General features: G+C 41.8%; 18 protein-coding genes. All 18 read right to left on the bottom strand.

Going from position 1 to position 19,490, the window contains the following annotated elements; all coding sequences use genetic code 11:
• Nucleotides 1–94 precede the first annotated feature (94 nt).
• Nucleotides 95–1,456 (bottom strand): MBL fold metallo-hydrolase RNA specificity domain-containing protein, encoded by a 1,362-nt coding sequence (locus tag OCV11_RS01015; RefSeq protein ID WP_261894436.1) that lies wholly within the window; start codon nt 1,454–1,456, stop codon nt 95–97.
• An 18-nt stretch (nt 1,457–1,474) separates the two neighbouring features.
• Nucleotides 1,475–2,449, bottom strand: coding sequence for an alpha/beta hydrolase (locus OCV11_RS01010; RefSeq protein WP_261894434.1), 975 nt, complete (start codon nt 2,447–2,449; stop codon nt 1,475–1,477).
• Between the two features lie 234 nt (nt 2,450–2,683).
• Nucleotides 2,684–3,229, bottom strand: a complete 546-nt coding sequence (gene rfbC, locus OCV11_RS01005; protein WP_261894433.1) for a dTDP-4-dehydrorhamnose 3,5-epimerase — start codon at nt 3,227–3,229, stop codon at nt 2,684–2,686.
• 34 nt (nt 3,230–3,263) lie between these two features.
• Nucleotides 3,264–4,142 carry a dTDP-4-dehydrorhamnose reductase gene (gene rfbD / locus OCV11_RS01000; protein ID WP_261894431.1) on the bottom strand — a complete coding sequence of 293 codons (879 nt, stop codon included), beginning with the start codon at nt 4,140–4,142 and terminating at the stop codon, nt 3,264–3,266.
• Complete coding sequence (rfbA, locus tag OCV11_RS00995; RefSeq protein ID WP_261894429.1) at nt 4,139–5,020, bottom strand: glucose-1-phosphate thymidylyltransferase RfbA; 882 nt, start codon at nt 5,018–5,020, stop codon at nt 4,139–4,141. Before rfbA ends, rfbD begins: the two co-directional genes overlap by 4 nt.
• 59 nt (nt 5,021–5,079) lie before the next feature.
• Complete coding sequence (gene rfbB, locus OCV11_RS00990; protein ID WP_261894427.1) at nt 5,080–6,141, bottom strand: dTDP-glucose 4,6-dehydratase; 1,062 nt, start codon at nt 6,139–6,141, stop codon at nt 5,080–5,082.
• Between the two features lie 139 nt (nt 6,142–6,280).
• Nucleotides 6,281–8,479, bottom strand: a complete 2,199-nt coding sequence (locus tag OCV11_RS00985; protein WP_261894425.1) for a YjbH domain-containing protein — start codon at nt 8,477–8,479, stop codon at nt 6,281–6,283.
• Nucleotides 8,476–9,246: a capsule biosynthesis GfcC family protein gene (locus OCV11_RS00980; RefSeq protein ID WP_261894424.1), complete on the bottom strand. Its 771-nt coding sequence runs from the start codon at nt 9,244–9,246 to the stop codon at nt 8,476–8,478. Before OCV11_RS00980 ends, OCV11_RS00985 begins: the two co-directional genes overlap by 4 nt.
• Nucleotides 9,246–9,932 carry a YjbF family lipoprotein gene (locus tag OCV11_RS00975; protein ID WP_261894422.1) on the bottom strand — a complete coding sequence of 229 codons (687 nt, stop codon included), beginning with the start codon at nt 9,930–9,932 and terminating at the stop codon, nt 9,246–9,248. Before OCV11_RS00975 ends, OCV11_RS00980 begins: the two co-directional genes overlap by 1 nt.
• A gap of 74 nt (nt 9,933–10,006) precedes the next feature.
• Entirely contained in the window at nt 10,007–10,360 is a 354-nt protein-coding gene (locus OCV11_RS00970) for a hypothetical protein (protein WP_261894420.1), read from the bottom strand.
• 489 nt (nt 10,361–10,849) lie between these two features.
• Complete coding sequence (gene cysN / locus OCV11_RS00965) at nt 10,850–12,259, bottom strand: sulfate adenylyltransferase subunit CysN (protein WP_261894419.1); 1,410 nt, start codon at nt 12,257–12,259, stop codon at nt 10,850–10,852.
• 73 nt (nt 12,260–12,332) lie between these two features.
• Entirely contained in the window at nt 12,333–13,301 is a 969-nt protein-coding gene (locus tag OCV11_RS00960; RefSeq protein ID WP_261894417.1) for a DHH family phosphoesterase, read from the bottom strand.
• Between the two features lie 2 nt (nt 13,302–13,303).
• Nucleotides 13,304–13,942 (bottom strand): adenylyl-sulfate kinase, encoded by a 639-nt coding sequence (cysC, locus tag OCV11_RS00955; RefSeq protein WP_261894415.1) that lies wholly within the window; start codon nt 13,940–13,942, stop codon nt 13,304–13,306.
• A complete protein-coding gene (gene cysD / locus OCV11_RS00950; protein ID WP_261894414.1) occupies nt 13,943–14,854 on the bottom strand; it encodes a sulfate adenylyltransferase subunit CysD in 912 nt (303 codons plus the stop codon).
• A 39-nt stretch (nt 14,855–14,893) separates the two neighbouring features.
• Entirely contained in the window at nt 14,894–16,627 is a 1,734-nt protein-coding gene (locus OCV11_RS00945) for an SLC13 family permease (RefSeq protein ID WP_261894412.1), read from the bottom strand.
• Between the two features lie 17 nt (nt 16,628–16,644).
• On the bottom strand, nt 16,645–17,295 hold the full coding sequence (locus OCV11_RS00940; RefSeq protein WP_261894410.1) for an ABC transporter ATP-binding protein: 651 nt from the start codon (nt 17,293–17,295) through the stop codon (nt 16,645–16,647).
• Nucleotides 17,288–18,520, bottom strand: a complete 1,233-nt coding sequence (locus tag OCV11_RS00935) for a glycosyltransferase family 92 protein (RefSeq protein ID WP_261894408.1) — start codon at nt 18,518–18,520, stop codon at nt 17,288–17,290. Before OCV11_RS00935 ends, OCV11_RS00940 begins: the two co-directional genes overlap by 8 nt.
• Complete coding sequence (locus OCV11_RS00930) at nt 18,513–19,490, bottom strand: hypothetical protein (protein ID WP_261894406.1); 978 nt, start codon at nt 19,488–19,490, stop codon at nt 18,513–18,515. Before OCV11_RS00930 ends, OCV11_RS00935 begins: the two co-directional genes overlap by 8 nt.

Here is a 19,490-nt window from a genome sequence, read left to right as displayed (position 1 = left end):
TTTAATTGTGGGATAGCGGGTTGCTCTCTGGTTCTTTGACATCTACTTGTCGAATCTTAAGCGAAGTCGATGAGAGACCAACTATCCCCACCCGCTAAATCACTTGATACCCTAGACGCCGTAAATGTTGGGCGAATTCAGCTTGAGTGCGTGGTTCACCGTGGATTAAGTGAATCTCTTTGGGTGGGGTGGGAATGCCTTGGATAAAACGCAGTAGATCGGCTTTATCGGCATGAGCGGAATAGCCTGACATCGCATGGATATGGGCTGCGACAGAGATCTTTTCTCCATCAATAAACACCTCGGAATCGCCACGTAAAATGGCTTCACCTAACGTGCCACGGGCTTGATAACCGGCAAAAATCACGTCAGTTCGCGGATCAGGTAATAGATGGCGCAAATAGTTAACGATTCGCCCCCCTTCACACATGCCCGATGCAGCAACGACAATAGCCGATTCTCCCGTCGATGCCAGACGATTCACCAGTTTTTGATGAGCATGAAAATCAGCAATTTTCACACATTGCTCAAAAGCCAACGGATGCCGATGCTGCGCCAAACGCGCTTTGGCTTCTTTCCCCCATAGTGCTTTAAAGCGTCGATACGACTCCGTCACCCGGCTTGCCATGGGCGAATCTAAGATAATAGGCAAATCGCTATCGAGTTCTCGTTCATGCATTAACTGCTCAATATCAAACAGTAGCTCTTGCGTTCTACCCACGCTAAAGGCAGGAATCAAGATAACCCCGCCATCACTAAGCGAGCGGTCAATAATCGCCTTTAATCGATTAGAACGGTCTTCGACACTTTCATGGCACTGGTCACCATACGTGGTTTCGATATAGAGATAGTCTGCTTGAGGAGGAGATATAGGATCAGGCAAAAGCGGCGTCTGGCTTGGCCCTAAGTCACCAGAAAAAACCACGACCTCATCATTAGGTAACCGAAATTCCACGTACGCAGAACCCAGAATATGTCCAGCAGGATTAAAGCGAATATCCACCGTCAATTCAGCAGATTTAGTTAACCACGAGGCTGAATCCGCAAACCAATCAATGGTATACCAATGCCCATATTCCATCGGAATCATTAAAGCAGAGACCGCATCAATCACTTTATGCGCTTGGCTATGGCTCATCCCTAATTGCAGTTTGAGACCATCTTCCAGCATCAATGGCACCAATTCCGCGGTCGCGGGCGTGCAATAAATCGGATGATTAAAACCAGCGGCTAGAAGCCAAGGCAAGCGGCCCACATGGTCGATATGAGAGTGAGTAAGTACTAACCCACAAATATCATCGAGAGAGAACTCAACGGTCGGTTCTTCCGATGTTTTATCGTGACCTTGAAACAGACCGCAATCAATAAGAATGCTGGTATCACCCCAACGCAGTTCGTGGCAAGAACCCGTCACCGTATGATGACCACCATGATGTTTGACCGAATGAGAAATCATAACCCACCTCCAACCGAACTAAGCACTCACTAACAGCGGTTCCCAAGTGTCAGATACGCGGCCAAATTGAATGGCTTGAGCGATATGCGAAATAATGGGGCTAATGTTGCCGTCGGCATCATTAAGAAAATAGGAGTGCCCCGTCGGATAATCAAACCGATTATTAAAACTATCACAGTCAAAACTAAAAACTCGGTTGGACGGCAACAAATGAGGATTCGCCGGGCCAGTCATCCCCAAGCGACGACTCAACATTCGATGACGCAAATTGGCAATTTTTGATGCCGGCATCGCATAGTCATCACTGGCGTAATACACCAAAGTATTCTTGCAGCTGTCCAGCACATGCTGACCTCGATGACCCGATTCCAACACCGCATTATCGACATCAGGTGCCACCATAAAGACATTACGAAACAGCATTGGCACACCTTCGTAGCCGTTCCCCTCGACCCAATAGTTGAGCGTATTGACCAACACTCGATTGCCCATCGAATGGGCCAATAGATTCATCCGCTTTAAACAAGGTACGGCTTGTTGCTCTGTTGAGCGGCGCCAATGGTCAAACTTATCCAATAACCGACTAAATGCGATGGCACTAAAATCCGCGGCTTTCTGGTCATCCCAATAATCATCCATAATCTTTACCACCGAATCATCATCGCATGGCCAAATCAGTGGGATCACTTTTACCAAATCGGGAGTTATATTATTGATTAAGCTTTCTAACCGCTGAGCATTATGAAACACATGGGGTTCCATATTGTTGTTAAAACCGTGGATATAAAAAAGAAGCTGAGTATGGCCTGGTGAAGCTTTGAGCCGATCAAAGAAAGGCGATGAGAGAATTTCCGTATAGTCATGCTCGCCGTGGCGCTCACAAAAATAGAGCCACTTCGACACATCGGTATTCTGATAATCAAACCGAATCGCCCGTCCCGCTTTGGAACGTGCCGATTGAACTGGTATGCGATTGGTAATAAATAACATCATGCCTCTCCTTTCTATCGTGAGGCAGCTATTACTCAACACCAAGCCGATTTAGAAAATCCCCCCAACCACACTTTGCGAGCGATCCAAATAAATACGTTACAACCAGTGCAAAAAGTAGGAGAGATTTCGAGTGGGTTCAAAGAAAAGATCAGAGATAAAAAGAGAGGGATCAATTGCTACCAATAAAAAAGGAGCCGCGGCTCCTTTTAACATTGATTACTCAAACATCTGAAATTAAAGAGTAGGTGCTTGACTAAACTCTAGCCCTTCAATATCCTTCGCCGAAAGAAGCGGTTCGCCATCCAACGGCCATTCAACTGCGATCGTTTTATCATTCCACAGCAGGCTAGCTTCGACTTTTGGATTGTAATAATCCGTACACTTATAAACAAACTCAGCTTCATCACTGGTCACATAAAAACCATGAGCAAACCCTGCAGGAATCCAGAACTGGCGTTTGTTTTCAGCAGAGAGATAGACACCAACCCATTGACCAAATGTTGGGGAGTCTTTTCTCATATCAACAGCAACATCAAACACTTCACCAGATACAACGCGCACCAATTTACCTTGGGTGTTTTCTAGTTGATAGTGCAAACCACGCAAAATGCCTTTCTTCGATTTTGAATGGTTATCTTGAACGAAAAGTGTTGGTTTACCGGTCACAAGCTCTTCAAATTTTTGTTGTTGCCATGTTTCCATAAAAAAGCCACGTTCATCACCAAATACTTGAGGCTCAATAATTTTTACATCTGGGATTTTTGTATCTATTACTTTCATCTTCTACTCTTTGTGATTCCGTTAAAGGTTATGCCTATGCAATATAATCATCTAAATGACATAACGCGGCTTGCCAATCACTGGCTGCAATACCAAACGTCTGAGTAATCTTTTGCGTATCTAAGCGAGAGTTAGCTGGACGCTTAGCGGGAGTCGGATAATCGGCAGTCGTAATCGAGTTAACCACAGGTTTTTTAGACAACACCGATTGTTCTTGTGCTTTATCAAAAATCGTCTGTGCAAATTGCGCCCAACTCACATGTGGCAAGCCAGCAAAATGATAAACACCAAACTCAGTATTACCTTGCTCAACAATCGCGCTAGCAATGGTTATCAACGCTGCAGCGATATCACCCGCATAAGTCGGTCCACCGAATTGATCTCCGACGACCCCAAGAGTGTCTCTCGTTTGCCCCAAACGCAGCATGGTTTTAACAAAGTTATTGCCATGCTCACCAAACACCCAAGCAGTACGTAAGATGATATGTTTATCACAAGCAGAAATGACCGACAGTTCACCGTCTAGCTTACTCGCACCGTACACACCTTGCGGATCGGTATTATCTGATTCAATGTAAATACCGTCTTTATTACCTGCAAAAACATAATCCGTAGAGATATGCAACATCGCGGCATGCACTTCTTGTGCGGCTTCAGCTAGGTTTTTCGGACCATCACGATTGATAGCAAAAGAGAGTTCTCTTTCGCTTTCAGCCTTATCCACCGCGGTATGAGCGGCAGCGTTAATAATCACATCAGGACGGAAATCACAAACAGTATGCATTACTTGCTGAGCATCCGTGATATCGAGCGTATCTCGGTCCATCGCCAATACATCGTGCCCGGTAGTGGCGAGCTGATTAACTAAGCAGGTACCCACTTGTCCATGGCTACCAGTGATCATAATCTTCATTGCTTACTGCCAACCTCATTAATCAAACGCATCAAGTACTGCCCATACTCATTCTTCATCATCGGCTCAGCTAAAGTGGCAACTTCATGATAAGAAAGCCAACCATTACGCCATGCAATCTCTTCAAGACAAGCGACTTTTAGGCCTTGAACTTTCTGTACAGTTTCAACAAACGAAGAAGCTTCGTGTAGGCTATCGTGCGTACCAGTATCTAACCACGCAAAACCACGACCCAGTAGCTCTACATTTAACGTACCGTCATTAAGATACATTTCATTTAGAGTGGTAATTTCCAGCTCGCCACGAACCGAAGGTTTCACTTGCTTAGCCATTTCCACGACTCGGTTATCGTAGAAATAAAGCCCAGTAACAGCGTAATTTGATTTCGGCGCTCTTGGTTTTTCTTCAATCGAAATGGCGCGCATGTCGCTGTCAAATTCCACCACACCAAAGCGCTCAGGATCTTTCACTTGGTAGCCAAATACCGTTGCCCCATTCTCTCTTTGCGCTGCACGACGCAGAGTCTGTGTAAATGACTGACCATAGAAAATATTGTCGCCCAGAACTAAACAAACACTGTCATTACCAATAAATTCTTCACCGATAAGGAAAGCTTGCGCTAAACCATCAGGACTTGGTTGAATAGCATAGGTAAGACGAATACCAAAATCCGAACCATCGCCTAATAAACGCTGGAAGCTTTCGTTATCTTCCGGAGTCGTAATAATTAAAACGTCACGAATACCCGCCAACATTAAGGTGGATAGCGGATAATAAATCATCGGTTTATCGTAAATAGGAAGTAGCTGTTTAGATACACCGCGAGTGATGGGATATAAGCGAGTGCCAGACCCACCAGCGAGAATAATTCCTTTCATTTTTTTGCCTTAACCAACTGAAGATATAATGTGTTTATTAAATAATCCGTTAATTACGCTTAGTTAGTCCCTAAGTGTTCCATAGAATATGAACCGTCAAGCACACGGCTCCACCACTCTCTATTATTCAGATACCATTCAACGGTCTTACGAATACCTGATTCAAATGTCTCTTCAGGCACCCACCCCAACTCGCGGCCAATTTTACTCGGATCGATTGCATAACGAACATCGTGTCCAGGACGGTCAGTCACATAAGTAATCAAATCCGCATAGTGTTCTATACCTGCAGGCTTGTTTGGCACCAACTCTTCAAGCAGTGAACAAATGGTTTTCACTACCTCGATATTGGCTTTCTCATTGTGACCACCGATGTTGTAGGTTTCACCGACTTTACCTTCAGTCACCACTTTGTAGAGTGCGCGCGCGTGATCTTCCACAAATAGCCAGTCACGAATCTGCATGCCATTTCCGTAAACAGGTAACGCCTTTCCATCCAATGCATTTAAAATCATTAGCGGGATCAGTTTCTCCGGGAAATGATAAGGGCCGTAGTTATTTGAGCAATTGGTCACCAGCGTTGGTAAACCGTAAGTACGTAACCAAGCACGAACCAAATGATCACTGGATGCTTTAGAGGCTGAATATGGGCTGGATGGTGAATATGACGTGGTTTCAGTGAAGAAATCATCAGTTCCCTCTAAATCGCCATACACTTCATCAGTGGAAATGTGGTGAAAACGAAATGCGCTTTTACGTGCTTCATCTAAGGCATTCCAATAGTGACGAGTCGCCTCAAGCAAGGTGTAGGTACCCACAATATTGGTTTCAATAAACGCCGCTGGGCCATCAATTGAGCGGTCAACGTGCGATTCAGCTGCAAGGTGCATTACAGCATCAGGCTGATGCTCGGCGAAAATACGGTCCATCGCCGCACGGTCACAAATATCCGCCGGTTCAAACTCGTAGCGATCATTATTATCTACTGAGTAAAGGGATTCTAAGTTACCTGCATAGGTAAGTTTATCCACATTCACTACGGAATCTTGAGTATTACTGATAATGTGGCGAACCACAGCAGAGCCGATAAATCCCGCGCCACCTGTTACTAGAATTTTCATTTTATAAACAAACAGTTATATGATAAAAATGACGTTAAAAAATTACATAAACAACTCTCGCATTCCAAGAAAAAATGCGAGTTAAATAAGAAGGGCATAATTCATCCTTAGATAGAAATAGCCCCTAATTTTTGAGCTTTTATTCCGCTATTGCACGTGTAAACCACGGTGAGCGAGCATCCGTTAAATCGTACAAGCCATATTTCAGACCGAGCATCTGACCGCCATCACGAGTCAAAGGTTGCCAAGACAAATTAGCACGATTGGTACTTGGCTTGACCATCATCACATCAAATGGAATAGAGATATAGAAACCTTTGGTGAAACTGCCCTCGCCATATTCCTCGGCCGACAAGTTTGTTTTGGTTGCAAATACACCAGCGATCACACCACTATCAAACTGCTTGGAATAATCCACTGTTACGCCCTTATCTCCAGTAAGATATTGCCCAACACTTACTTTAAAGCGTGAGTTTTCTAAAAGAGAAATAAAATGCGGTTCCCAGTAGAAGTTGACATGGCCTGTATAACCACCTGTTTGTACGCTGTAGTACCGCTTAGTTTCTGAGTCATAATGAAGTTCGTCCTTAAATAGCCCTAATAAGCTATCCGGGTCACGCTGAATCACATAGTTACCATTAACACCAATTGCCCAATTGGTATTTCTTGGTCGATACAATAATTCAGAACCATAGCCCGCAAACATCGACTCCAAATAACCACCGTAAGCTTGAGCGTACAAATTATCAGACCATCGATCAAAATAGGTTAACTGCAAATTACTAACCAATACACGTTGATCCAAATACTGCCTTGCAAGTGTTCGAACACGCTTTAGATGAGTACCATCAGGTGGGACAGTGTATTTAAATTTGTCATAGTTATTTACTATGTCACCATATAAACCACCGGACAAGACTAGATGCTGCCCGACATTATATGTCAACCCAGCATTCACCCCCAGCGAATACAGATAAAAGCCTTCCGAAGCACCAAACGATTGCTTAAGTGATGGTGACAAACCATAAGACAAATCGCTTAAAGAGCTAGATTTAAGCTGGCCTTCAACAGGAAGTGTTTCTTGAGGCTGTCGAGAGTCATCAAAAGACGCTTCAGGGTAATCATTATCCGCTACCCGTTTGAATGAATAAGCATTAATTGCAGTTTCAGTCACAGGTAAACGCTGATTGGTCTCAATAATGCGATACGACTTAGCGTTAATACCAGTATTTGCAATAAGAAGCGCTGCTCTCTCTTCCGCAATTTTACGATCACGATACTTTTTCTGTTCACCTTGAACCGTCACAGTATCGCGACTTTGGTAGACAGATGCTTCTTGATAACCGGCGATCTTTCCTAAATCTTCAGTCAGCTTTTTCCATTCATCAGGAGTCAGTTCTGACGTCGCAGGTTTAGGCGCATAAGCTGGCTTTTTATTATCCTCCAGCCATACAGGACGCAAATTAGCAAGATTGGTTGCAACCGATAACCCTGCAGATAACGTATTACCTCGCTCGTAACTTAAGCGCAGTTTGGCCCAATCCGACAAAGAATAAACAATACCGACGTTCCATGGTGTATCTTCAGGCATTGAAGCGCCGCCTCTCGTGACAGGAAAATCGCTTTGGTAATCGTTACCATCGTATTCCAGTTTTACCACGAGCGGATCAAATGGTGTTTGGTATTCAATGCCACCAAATAACGCTTTACAGCCGGTAAACATACGTCCTACTTCAAGGCTTCCCCCGGTAGAGGTAAAACCAGAATCTCGCCCACAGTCAGTGGTGTTAGTGGCGGCTTTATCGCTTAAGTTGCCGCGATTGCCAATATATCCCCACCCTAAACCAAGGGTAAAATCAAAAGGACCAAATTGCTTACTTGCAGCGACATACTCACCATCAAACAATCCGGTACCGCCAATATCACGTAAGCCAATAGACACATCCGGCAACCAAACCCCTTCTTCGAGAAGGTTCAATTTTAAGTCAACCGATTTATCCGTATAGTCAGTTGAACCACTGAACGATTTATCATCACTGTAAAGTAAATTATGAACTTGCGTATAACGTATGGTCGATTCTAACCACGGGAAAAGCTGCAAAGAGATCGCATAATTGATGTATTCATCGTTATTAGTAATATTGAGCGTTAATTCACCATCATCCATCATTCGTGCCGATGGCATTTGCATTAAGCCAACACCGCCAAAATCAGACTGTGAATGTTGTAACACTGGAGCACTGAATTCATCTGACAGACTCGGCGTTGAAAATGCAGACAGTACGACTGCGGCACATAAGCTCCATGGCTTTGTCGCGTTAAATTTTATATTTTTCATTGAATGCGATTTCTCAATAATTCAACGATCATCTCGTTAGGATTATTCGCGGTGTATTCAGGGTGCAAAGGAGATTGAACAAAAGGCATCGGTACAAAAATAGTTGCCCCTGGGGCGACTTCTAGAAATCCATTGTCCCAATAAACTACAGAATGCTTTTCAACCTTGCCATCAGGTTGAATGACATAAACAAATTCATCATAGCTTTGCCAGCTAGCCTCTTTAATATATTGCCTTGCACTGGTTCGATGATGCCATTGGTATTCACCCGGCTTATCAACTTGCCCTAACACCCAAACAGAATGAGAATTTTCATTCAAATCAAGAAGCCACTTACCTGCCAAATTGGGATTATATTCCTTATTCAAACTGGTAATATCCGGATCAACAGGAAGAAAAATTCTTTTTGAATATTGCCAACGCTCTAGCTGAGTCAATAGATGACTCCAACGCACTTTATCTTCAGAGTCATCAGACATATCAACTTGCTCACCCACCATACTCATAACAAGACGACGAAATTCGTAAGGAGAAGATAAATCAAATAAAGAAGAGGATAACCAATCAATATTCTGAGAATCTATCTTATTATTATGCAAAATACTTAATACAGCTTGATCGAGTCTAGGGATATTAGGGAAATTCACATAACTATTTTGCGCATGATGATGAACAAGGAATTCAGAAGGCGCAGCAAAAGTGATAGTAGTAAACGCTGATGACACGATAAAAATAGAGGAGTGTATTAGCTTTAAAAACCTGCTCATTATTTCACCTCTCCATGAAATTCTTTCGCGATAGAAAGGTCTATTCTAGATGAACCAGGATACAAATATTGTTGTGAGGCAACAACCTGTTCAGTGATTGGATCAATCCAATAATGATTGGTATAAGTTACTGAGAGTTTGTCAATATCCACTTTTTCAGTAACAGCAATAAGATTTTGCGTATGATTCGGTAATGACACACTTTCGAGATCGCCAATAATAAAAGTCGACTTGGCTTCATAATTCATGTGATAACCTGGCATCCAACTCAGAGTGAACTGCCATTGTTTTGGAGTTGAATTACGTAATACACCAAGCGTTAAAGGATCCGGTTGTGAAGAACGTAGTGCAACAAGGTTACCACCATTCACTAAATTGACTGTTTTTACAATCCTACCCGATTCAGTCACAACCATTTCATTACTAGCAGAAATCCATTTGAATACAACGGGCGTTTTGTTCTCCTCAACCCACCCTAACACTAATAAAGCCTGAGGGTTGTCACCCAAACGAGCATACATACTGGCATAAGGAATATTATCTACTATTTCTTGCGATATATTGGTCTCATCAGGGCCAATGATAGTCGAATAAATAGTGGCATTAACATTTTGTGAATTTTCGGAACATCCAGAAAGTAAAATAAGCAATGCAAGTGAGCTTACTTTTATAACCGTCTTCAGCATAGGTGTTTAACTTTGCATTATAAATAAGTAAAAAAAGCAACCACTTGCGTGGTTGCTTAAGGTTATCATTTCGATTACTGAGCAGTAACAGAAGTTGATGATGAAGTCGATGTTGCAGCACCATCGTTGTTATTGCTGTTACCACTGTCACTTGCAGCCACAACAGCCGCAGCACCAACCACACCTGCGACAGTAAGTGATACTGCAGAAACAGTACCTACCGCAGCACCAGCACCAGCGGCACCAGCGGCACCAGCGGCACCAGCACCGACACTCGCAGTTGTACCTGTTGTGCCTGCTGTACCTGCTGTGCCTGCTGTTGTACCAGTACTACCTGAAGCTCCAGTCGATGCAGTAGTTTCTGTTGCAGCGAAAGAAGGTGCTGCAGCACTTAACGCCAAAACTAGTGCCAACGCAATTTTTTTCATAATTAAACCCTTTTTTGATATACCAAGTTTCACATCGATGTCAAAGCCAAATAGACTTTCCCACGATTCTAGAGAATAAAGCACCTAACTGTAAACAAAAATACTATTATTGTTAATCTTATAAACAGAAAGCCACTTTATAATAATTTTAACGACCGGAAGAAATTCAAGACTATTGAAGAATATTACCACTACCTAATTAACCATTTTTCATCTCTAAAAATAAATGACTAAACTATCAATATATGTCAGTTAACCATTATTAAACTAATATGATGATTAATTAGCCAATCAGTATTTATCATTAAATATCTTGGATATAGTCAGTATTACAGAAGTATGTCGCTATGATTTAACTCAGTACAACCGAATATCCATATTCTTAACCAAAGGTACGTATCGTAAAAGTACGGCAAAGCGCTCTCTAAGCAAAGTCACCCCGAGCGACACCTTACCGTACAGTGATCATAAAATTAATGTGTTAAAACATTAAACCTCAATGCAACCCCATTCAGGGAAATGCTTGCGCACATACGCATTAAGCTCTTTTTCTGCTTGAGAATATTCACGAGCATCAGTCGTAACACCACTGATAATCTTATCCACCATTCCAGCACCAACAGTCACATTAGTATGGCGATCAATAATGATAAACGAGCCCGTTTTAGGCAGTGATTGATACTCATCCATCGCCACCTCATCCGTAAGCGATAGACTGGTTAACGCAATTTCATTTAACTCTAAAGATTCGCTGTTTTCTGCATGCTGCTCTAATGTATTCACATCTACTTTATAGGGAATAGCACTAATCCGGCCAGTACATGTCTTGGTCGCGAACTTAAGCAGGTATTCTTTGTGAGTACGAAGAGGTGCTTCGCTCATCCACACAACATGTGCATCGAATTTTCGGCTAACCTGAGGCTCATGCCCGGTATGAACAAGCATGTCACCACGGGAAACATCGATTTCATCTTCCAGAATCAAAGTGATTGCTTGCCCTGATTGAGCCAACTCAAGATCACCATCAAAGGTATAAATGGATTTTACACGCGAAGTCTTACCAGATGGCAACGCTGTGACTTCATCACCAACCTGAATCATCCCGGAAGCAAGAGTGCCGCAGAAACCTCGGAAATTAAGATTTGGACGGTTGACATATTGAACAGGGAAACGCATTGGTTGGGTGTTGGTGTCTTTACCCACTTTAACGGTTTCCAATAGTTTCATTAATGTTGCACCAGGATACCAGTCCATATTCTCACTTGGCGTAACAACGTTGTCGCCAAGTAGTGCAGAAATAGGCACAAAACGAATATCGTCAATATTGAGATGCTCCGCCATCTCACGATAATCTGCTTTAATCTTCTGATATACATCTTGACTAAAGCCCATCAAATCCATTTTGTTAATAGCAACAATAACGTGCTTGATGCCAAGCAAACTGCAAATATAGCTATGACGACGTGTTTGAGTCTGGATACCATGACGAGCATCTACCATCACAATGGCAAGGTCACAGGTTGAAGCACCAGTCGCCATATTACGAGTATACTGCTCATGCCCAGGGGTATCGGCGATAATGAATTTACGCTTGTCAGTTGAAAAATAACGGTACGCTACATCAATCGTAATACCTTGTTCACGTTCAGATTGCAGGCCATCCACCAACAGCGCCAAATCAAATGCTTGGTCAGTCGTATTGAATTTCTGAGAGTCTTTCTCAATCGCTGCCATCTGATCTTCATAGATGAGCTTGCTATCATAAAGCAAGCGGCCGATAAGCGTTGATTTACCGTCATCAACGTTACCACAAGTGAGAAACCGTAATAGGTCTTTGTTCTCATGAACTTTTAAGTAGGCTTCAATATCTTTTGCAATCAAATCAGATGAATGCGACATAATCAGTTTCCTTGTCAGGATGAAGAGAGCATGTTCAGGGGGAACAAAAGTCCCGCGCCCTATAAGTACATTCTCAGCTCACCCTGTAGTAATCATTTAATGTTTGGATAAATTTCGCTTTTTCACCTAGCGGTAAAGCATTAACTCCAGCAGCCGCTTTACGTCCACCACCGGTTACAAACTGGGTGCAAACCTCATCTGCACCAACACGATTATTTAAAGGGGCACGAACACTCACCGTATAATCTTCACCACTACCATTGAGAGTCAGCACCGCATGAGCAATATCTGGGGCTTGGTTAGCCAATTCATTGCCATAAACACCGCTAATGCGTCTAGCCCAAGGCTCACATGGCAATTCAAAGACACAACTCACTGAGTCACTATGCAGTGGCTTAATTTGAGCAACGTGCGCATAATCCTGCTCATACCCTTTTTGCAAAAGATAGTATGGGGAAGAGCGATCTTCTCTCAGCTCAAATGGCGAGGAATATTGAATAAGTTGCTGATACAAGTCTGCCGGTGAGATATGCAGATCATCAAGCGTGGCGCCATAACCGTTATAATTAATCAGCGTGCCTAACTCACACAAAAAGTCGATATCAACCTGACTTAATCCTTGTTGCTCACCCATCGCTTGAGCTCGCTGGTGAAGGTTATCACCAAAAGCGGCCGCGATTGCCCAAGAACTGTATTTACCTTGCAGTTTTTGGTTAATCAGTAAACTGGTACACACTTCAGCATCTAAGTTCACAAAAACGTCGAGCAGGTTAGATTCCGGTATCTCTCCAGTACGGTGATGATCGCAATAAAACACAGGGATATGTTTATCCAACAACTCCTGTAACGCTGTCAGATTTTTCTCCATAGAAATATCTAAAGTCGTCACTGATGTCACATCATCCGCTTTAACCACTTGCGAAAGCAGCTTTATATCGCGCTTTACACCTGTGATAAGAATGCTTTGTTTGGGCTCATCTAAGCGCAATTGTAAAAGAGCAATAATACCGTCTGCATCACCGTTAAATACATCATAATGCATTGCTATTTATCTCCTCGCAGATAACCCAGCGCTTCAAGCTGCGCAACAATCTGTACCGCACATTCGTCAATGGATGCTTGTGCCGTTTTTACATGAATTTCCGGTTTAGAGGGAGCCTCATACGCAGAATCAATACCAGTGAAATGTGCAATTTCTCCAGCACGCGCCTTTTTATATAAACCTTTAGGATCACGTGCTTCGCATACGTCGAGTGGAGTATCCACAAACACCTCAAGAAATTGGCCCGGTGCAAGTAAATCACGAACCTGCTGGCGATCAACGATAAACGGCGAAATAAAGGCCGTGAGGACAATAGAACCTGAATCAACAAACAGCTTAGCCACTTCACCAATCCGACGAATATTCTCTACTCGATCAGCATCACTAAAACCCAAGTCTTTATTGAGCCCATGGCGCACATTATCACCATCTAACAGGTAACTGTGTTTACCTTTAGCCAGCAACAAACTTTCCACCGCATTAGCAATGGTCGATTTACCCGAGCCACTTAGCCCGGTAAACCACAACACCACGGGGGTTTGACCTTTCTGCTTGACACGATCTTGATGGGTAACCGTAGCGTGATGCCAAACCACATCGTTAACAACACCGTCATGCTGCTTTCTTTCGTACGGAGACATTTAGAAATACCCTTCGCGTTTCTTCTTCTCCATTGAACCAGAACTATCATGGTCAATTGCACGTCCTTGACGCTCAGAGGTGGTTGTCAGCAGCATCTCTTGAATGATCTCAGGTAACGTTGTCGCTTCAGATTCAACCGCCCCAGTGAGTGGATAACATCCCAACGTACGAAAACGCACCATTTTCTCTTCAATTTTCTCGCCATCACGCAGGGTCATACGTTCATCATCGACCATAATCAACATGCCGTCGCGTTTTACCACTGGGCGTTTCTTGGAAAAGTACAAATCCGGAATTTCTATATTTTCTAGATAGATATATTGCCAAATATCCAGTTCAGTCCAGTTTGATAATGGGAACACACGAATGCTTTCTCCCTGATTAACTCGACCATTGTAAATATTCCACAACTCTGGACGTTGGTTTTTAGGATCCCAACGGTGGTGTTCATCACGAAATGAATACACCCTTTCTTTCGCTCGTGATTTTTCTTCATCGCGACGCGCACCGCCAAAAGCGGCATCAAATTTATACTTGTCTAGCGCCTGCTTAAGACCTTGAGTTTTCATCACATCAGTATGCTTAGAGCCGTTTTCAAATGGGCTAATATTCATCGCAATCCCTTCTTGGTTTTGATGAACGATTAACTTCATACCGACTTTTTCCGCCATGTAATCGCGAAAGCGGATCATCTCTTTGAATTTCCATGTGGTGTCCACATGCATCAAAGGAAACGGCGGCACACCAGGAGCAAAGGCTTTTTTAGCCAGATGCAGCATGACCGAAGAATCTTTCCCCACAGAATAAAGCATGACCGGATTATCGAATTCTGCCGCTACTTCACGAATAATATGTATCGACTCAGCTTCAAGCTGTTTAAGGTGCGTCATACGTGCAGGAGTTAATGTCATTGTCATTCCTAGCTTAACTTTCATTAATTTGTGGCGACACTAAAGATAGAAACATCCCAACATGCCAACCACCACTGTTCCATAAATTACACTGATCGGTAATCCGACCTTTATAAAATCTTTTAAACGGTAATTGCCCGCGCTATAAACCATCAAATTGGTTTGATACCCATACGGGCTCATAAAACTAGCACTAGCGCCAAAGGCCAGTGCCAGCAAATACGCCTGAGGATTGGCATGCAGGCTTTCTGCCATGCTCATACTAATGGGGAAAATAAGCGCTGCCGCCGCATTATTCGTGACAAACTCAGTTAATATCCATGTCATGACATAAATAATCACGATACCCAATAGCGGAGAAAAACCGGATGAATTATCTGCTACTGCATTTTTTAACCCATTTAAGGCACCGGTATTGGTTAACGCTTCTGAAAGCAGCAACGCTGAAGAAATGATAAGCCAAATATTCTTAGGTAAGCGATGCATAATCTCGTTTGAAGAGAGACAACCACACAGCAATAAGCTCCCAAGAAACACCAATAACGCAGTAAATAAGGGAACATACCCTAAAGCAGAAAAGAGAATCACCGCGACAAAGCCATAAACAGCGAGAGACTCTTGCCAACCGCTTAAGCATTGCTCAGTTTCAACATCGCTCACTCGATAGAAATTTTTATCAATATTTCGGCGTGATTTAAAATCATCCCCCACCGCAATAATCAAGTAATCACCGGCTTTAAGTACAATATCCCCCAACTTTCCCGACAGCTTTTCACCGTCTCGGCGAATCCCCACCACAGCTGAATCAAATAATGCACGAAAACCAGAGAGTTTTAGCTTCTTACCCGTTAGTACACTATCAGGGCGAATAATCACCTCTTTTAAGTTCGTTAAGGGCAAACCATTTTGATAAGCAAAACAGTTCAGTCCATCAAACTGAGTCAATAAGGTGACTTTTTTAATGTCGCCACTAAAAATGAGCCGATCATTTTCTTTAATAATTTCAAAGGGAGTGACGGGCGATATCAACCGCCCATCGCGCAAAATCTCCACTAAAAAGAGAGACTCTAAATTACGCAGCCCATTGGCTTCAATGGTTTTCCCTATTAGGGCAGATCCCGGTTGCACTTTGGCATCAACAAAATAATCAGCTGCGACGACTTGTCCTTTATTATGGTGAGGGAGCCAATGGGAATAAAACAAAAGCGCAATTCCACAAACCAAAACCACCATAATGCCAATTGGTGTAAAATCAAAAAAACCAAGGGCAGGTAAATGCGCATTAATCGCCATGCTGTTGACGATAAGGTTGGTCGACGTACCAATTAATGTGAGAGTGCCACCAAAAATCGCTGCATAAGAGAGCGGCAGTAATAGGCGGCTTCCTGCATGATAGGGATTATTACGAATTGGAGCTAATAGGGTAGATACTACCGCGGTATTATTCAGAAAGGCAGATGACAAAACACTAAAACCAAATAAGCGCAGCCAACTGCTAACATAATTTGGCCGCACAATAAAAGTCGCGGCAACACGCAGCAGTTTGGTTTTTTCTAATGCCAAAGAACACACCATTAAAAGCATCAAAGTGAGCACACCCTGATTGGCAAAGCTTTTGATCACTTGAGCGCCCGTCACAATTCCACTCGCCACTAACACCAGCAGCAACACACCAAATACTCGCTCAGGATGGTTTTGAAAGCGAATAAGAGCAACGATAGTGCACACAAACAACAATAACACCACTGAAGCGCTTGAGAGATACCACTCCATAACGATACCGCTATACCCTACAACTGCTTATATACACTTAAGCCTTCATCCAAATCAGAAAAATAGGTTAATGCACCTTGATGAAGAATCACCGCACTATCGCAAAACTGTTTAATTTCTTTGATATCGTGGCTCACCATGATGATATTTGATGTTTCTTTTTTATCTAACAAGGCCTGCTTAGCTTTTTTACGAAATTGCTGATCCCCGACAGAAGTGACCTCATCAATTAGATACACATCAAAATCAATGGAAATACAGCAACCAAACGCTAAGCGTGAGCGCATGCCACTAGAATAGTTTTTTACCGGTAAATCGTATTTAACCCCTAACTCAGCGAATGCTTGCACTTTCTCTTCATAAGCATCCAAATCAGCAACACCGTTCACACGGCCAATAAAGCGGGTGTTTTCTCTCCCCGTCATTTCGGGGTGAATACCGGTTGCCAAAGCTACCGGCCAAGAGATCGATTTGGATGAAATAACTTTCCCTTTATTGGGATATTCACTACCCGCTATGATACGAAACAAGGTTGACTTACCAGCACCATTACTACCGAGTAACGCAATGTTACCTATATCCGGAAATGAAAAATCCAAATCACGAAAGATATATTGTTTACCTAGTTGAGAAGGATAGTACTTAGAGAGTTTTTTCAACTCAATCATCTATTGACCTTCTTTGACTAAACTCTTTGAATTTTTGCTCTATAAACTTTCCTTCCGGACGTAACTTGTGAGCCAATTCCATTAATACATAAGCAACATCGCCATCATCAACTTTATCAAAAAACATTGCAGCGTCTCGAATTGCATCAATATGTTTTTTTCTTTGCATATTCTCTTCGATTTTATCTTTAAGCTCATGTGCCAATTTATTTTTGATAATATTAACCTCAGGAATTTTAATATTACCCAAAGCCGTTACTAATTGTTGCTTTTCTAACTCAGTAGTTTTATCGGTGGCTAACTTTAAAACGCTCCTGTAGCGGTCTTTAATATATCGCTGAGCTTGAGCAATTAAAGAATCCAATTCTAAATCATGAAATATAATATCCAAACCTAAGTAGTAGCGTTTAAGAGCGTCACCATTAATAACAAAATCATAAAATTTATCATTTGGAATATAATATCCTTTACGATTGTTTTTGAACCGGCTGCCATTAGGTCGTCCTCGAGCTAATGCAGAAACATATTCTAACTCGCTTCGATACGCTCTATGAAGAATAAATGCATTAGGCAGTACTTTCGGTATCGACTCCAGCTTAGAATTAGTTTCATCAGAAAACCTTACAGAAACTCCATCACAGTCTCCATAATCGAGTGACTCACCTACAATATTATGAATAGATGCTTTAAATGAACTACTTGTTTTTGCGAAACATTTCACATGATGATCGTTCACTACTTTTATAGTAGGTCGAAAACAACGAGAAAATTCATATTCATCAACATGAATTACCCAACTAAAGATCAACGAATCAAATTGATTATTCTTTATTAATATATCTTTGATCGATTTGGAGAAATCCGCAGGCGTCCAAAACTCATCGACATCTAAAAATCCGACATGAGTAAACTCTTTTTTATTCAACCCCTTAAGTGACATCTCATATGCTTGGGTTTGAAAATGCACACCATACTGCTGATACAAACCGTTGGAATCAATTATATTGATATCAAATCTTTCTTTTAATTTATTTAGTACTTCTATCGTATTATCAGCAGTGTTATTAACATGAATATCAAATGAATCAACGCCAAAATAGTGATGATGATAAATCCATTCAGCCAAATAGGCGGACTCATCTTTAGCTATAGCTATAAGCTTAACTCTAGGTTCACCATTTTTTGTCTTGACGCTTTTGCAAAGAAAAGACATACCATCAACCACCTATAATCGCCTTATGAATTGCAGTAATTAATTGCGAAGACTCTGGTTTTAACAACCAATCTTGTTTAACAACTCTGATTTTTTTTGTTCTACTTTTGTTTTCATATTTAACAAGATTAGAGGAATAATGTTCAGTTATATTTTTTTCAGTTACGCGATCAATAAAATAATCACCAACGGCGAACTCTTCATAGTAATCTCCCATAAGAAGTTTGGCTTTCTCGATATTTTCACTAACCAGTTCTTGATTTGAAAGAAATGCTTCCCTTGTTCTTGCATTTTCTGGAAAACCAGCGAATTTACTCAGAGAGTTCAAACAACGTAATATTTCTATTGTAGCAGGATCTAGCGATTCGTTTTTAATCCCTTTACTCTGGTTAGAAACATCGACTTCAGCTCCATCAACACCGACAATACTAAAAAAATCAGTAACAAGTGATTTATTATCTGATAACGCATCAAAGTCCAAAATATAAATATTATCTTTACCAAATACAGATGCATACATATCTAAATTTATTTTTTGCATCAAAGAACGACTTTCACCTGGTCGAATAAGATCATTATAAAAATAAGAATAAAATGGTTTAGAACAACCATGTTTAATTGACTCTTGCCACATTGAGTACATTTTAAGACTAGAGCGGCGCCAAGCATAAATTATTTTAACATCAAATTTTGACAAACATGTCTTTAGGTATTTAAGGTCTTCTAGAGAAAAGCTTATAAAATTCTCACTAGACAACAATATCTTTTCACTGCTATTTAAAAGTGAATCAAAGTCATCACTCAAATTTTTCCTCCCCCTCACAGAGTCGACTAATTTGTGATGACCTAATGCTTCAAAAAATACATCTGGATACGTTACTGAATATTTTTCAAGAATATTTCGATTATCTAAACTTGCTTTCTGGATAACAGTTGTGCCAGTTTTATGAGGACCTATATGTAAATAAATGGTTTGCTTCAT

The sequence above is a fragment of the Vibrio porteresiae DSM 19223 genome, assembly GCF_024347055.1.
Taxonomy (GTDB): Bacteria; Pseudomonadota; Gammaproteobacteria; order Enterobacterales; family Vibrionaceae; genus Vibrio; species Vibrio porteresiae.
This window is presented reverse-complemented; position numbering and strand designations above follow the sequence as displayed.

Bases quoted from the DNA above. Each gene is read 5' to 3' on its own strand.
- rfbD (WP_261894431.1), bottom strand. From the start codon at position 4,142: ATGAAGATTATGATCACTGGTAGCCATGGACAAGTGGGTACCTGCTTA.
- cysN (WP_261894419.1), bottom strand. From the start codon at position 12,259: ATGTCGCATTCATCTGATTTGATTGCAAAAGATATTGAAGCCTACTTA.
- OCV11_RS00960 (WP_261894417.1), bottom strand. From the start codon at position 13,301: ATGCATTATGATGTATTTAACGGTGATGCAGACGGTATTATTGCTCTT.
- OCV11_RS00945 (WP_261894412.1), bottom strand. From the start codon at position 16,627: ATGGAGTGGTATCTCTCAAGCGCTTCAGTGGTGTTATTGTTGTTTGTG.
- OCV11_RS00980 (WP_261894424.1), bottom strand. From the start codon at position 9,246: ATGAGCAGGTTTTTAAAGCTAATACACTCCTCTATTTTTATCGTGTCA.
- rfbA (WP_261894429.1), bottom strand. From the start codon at position 5,020: ATGAAAGGAATTATTCTCGCTGGTGGGTCTGGCACTCGCTTATATCCC.
- OCV11_RS00930 (WP_261894406.1), bottom strand. From the start codon at position 19,490: ATGAAGCAAACCATTTATTTACATATAGGTCCTCATAAAACTGGCACA.
- cysD (WP_261894414.1), bottom strand. From the start codon at position 14,854: ATGACATTAACTCCTGCACGTATGACGCACCTTAAACAGCTTGAAGCT.
- OCV11_RS00975 (WP_261894422.1), bottom strand. From the start codon at position 9,932: ATGCTGAAGACGGTTATAAAAGTAAGCTCACTTGCATTGCTTATTTTA.
- OCV11_RS01015 (WP_261894436.1), bottom strand. From the start codon at position 1,456: ATGATTTCTCATTCGGTCAAACATCATGGTGGTCATCATACGGTGACG.
- rfbC (WP_261894433.1), bottom strand. From the start codon at position 3,229: ATGAAAGTAATAGATACAAAAATCCCAGATGTAAAAATTATTGAGCCT.
- rfbB (WP_261894427.1), bottom strand. From the start codon at position 6,141: ATGAAAATTCTAGTAACAGGTGGCGCGGGATTTATCGGCTCTGCTGTG.
- OCV11_RS00985 (WP_261894425.1), bottom strand. From the start codon at position 8,479: ATGAAAAATATAAAATTTAACGCGACAAAGCCATGGAGCTTATGTGCC.
- cysC (WP_261894415.1), bottom strand. From the start codon at position 13,942: ATGTCTCCGTACGAAAGAAAGCAGCATGACGGTGTTGTTAACGATGTG.
- OCV11_RS00940 (WP_261894410.1), bottom strand. From the start codon at position 17,295: ATGATTGAGTTGAAAAAACTCTCTAAGTACTATCCTTCTCAACTAGGT.
- OCV11_RS01010 (WP_261894434.1), bottom strand. From the start codon at position 2,449: ATGATGTTATTTATTACCAATCGCATACCAGTTCAATCGGCACGTTCC.
- OCV11_RS00970 (WP_261894420.1), bottom strand. From the start codon at position 10,360: ATGAAAAAAATTGCGTTGGCACTAGTTTTGGCGTTAAGTGCTGCAGCA.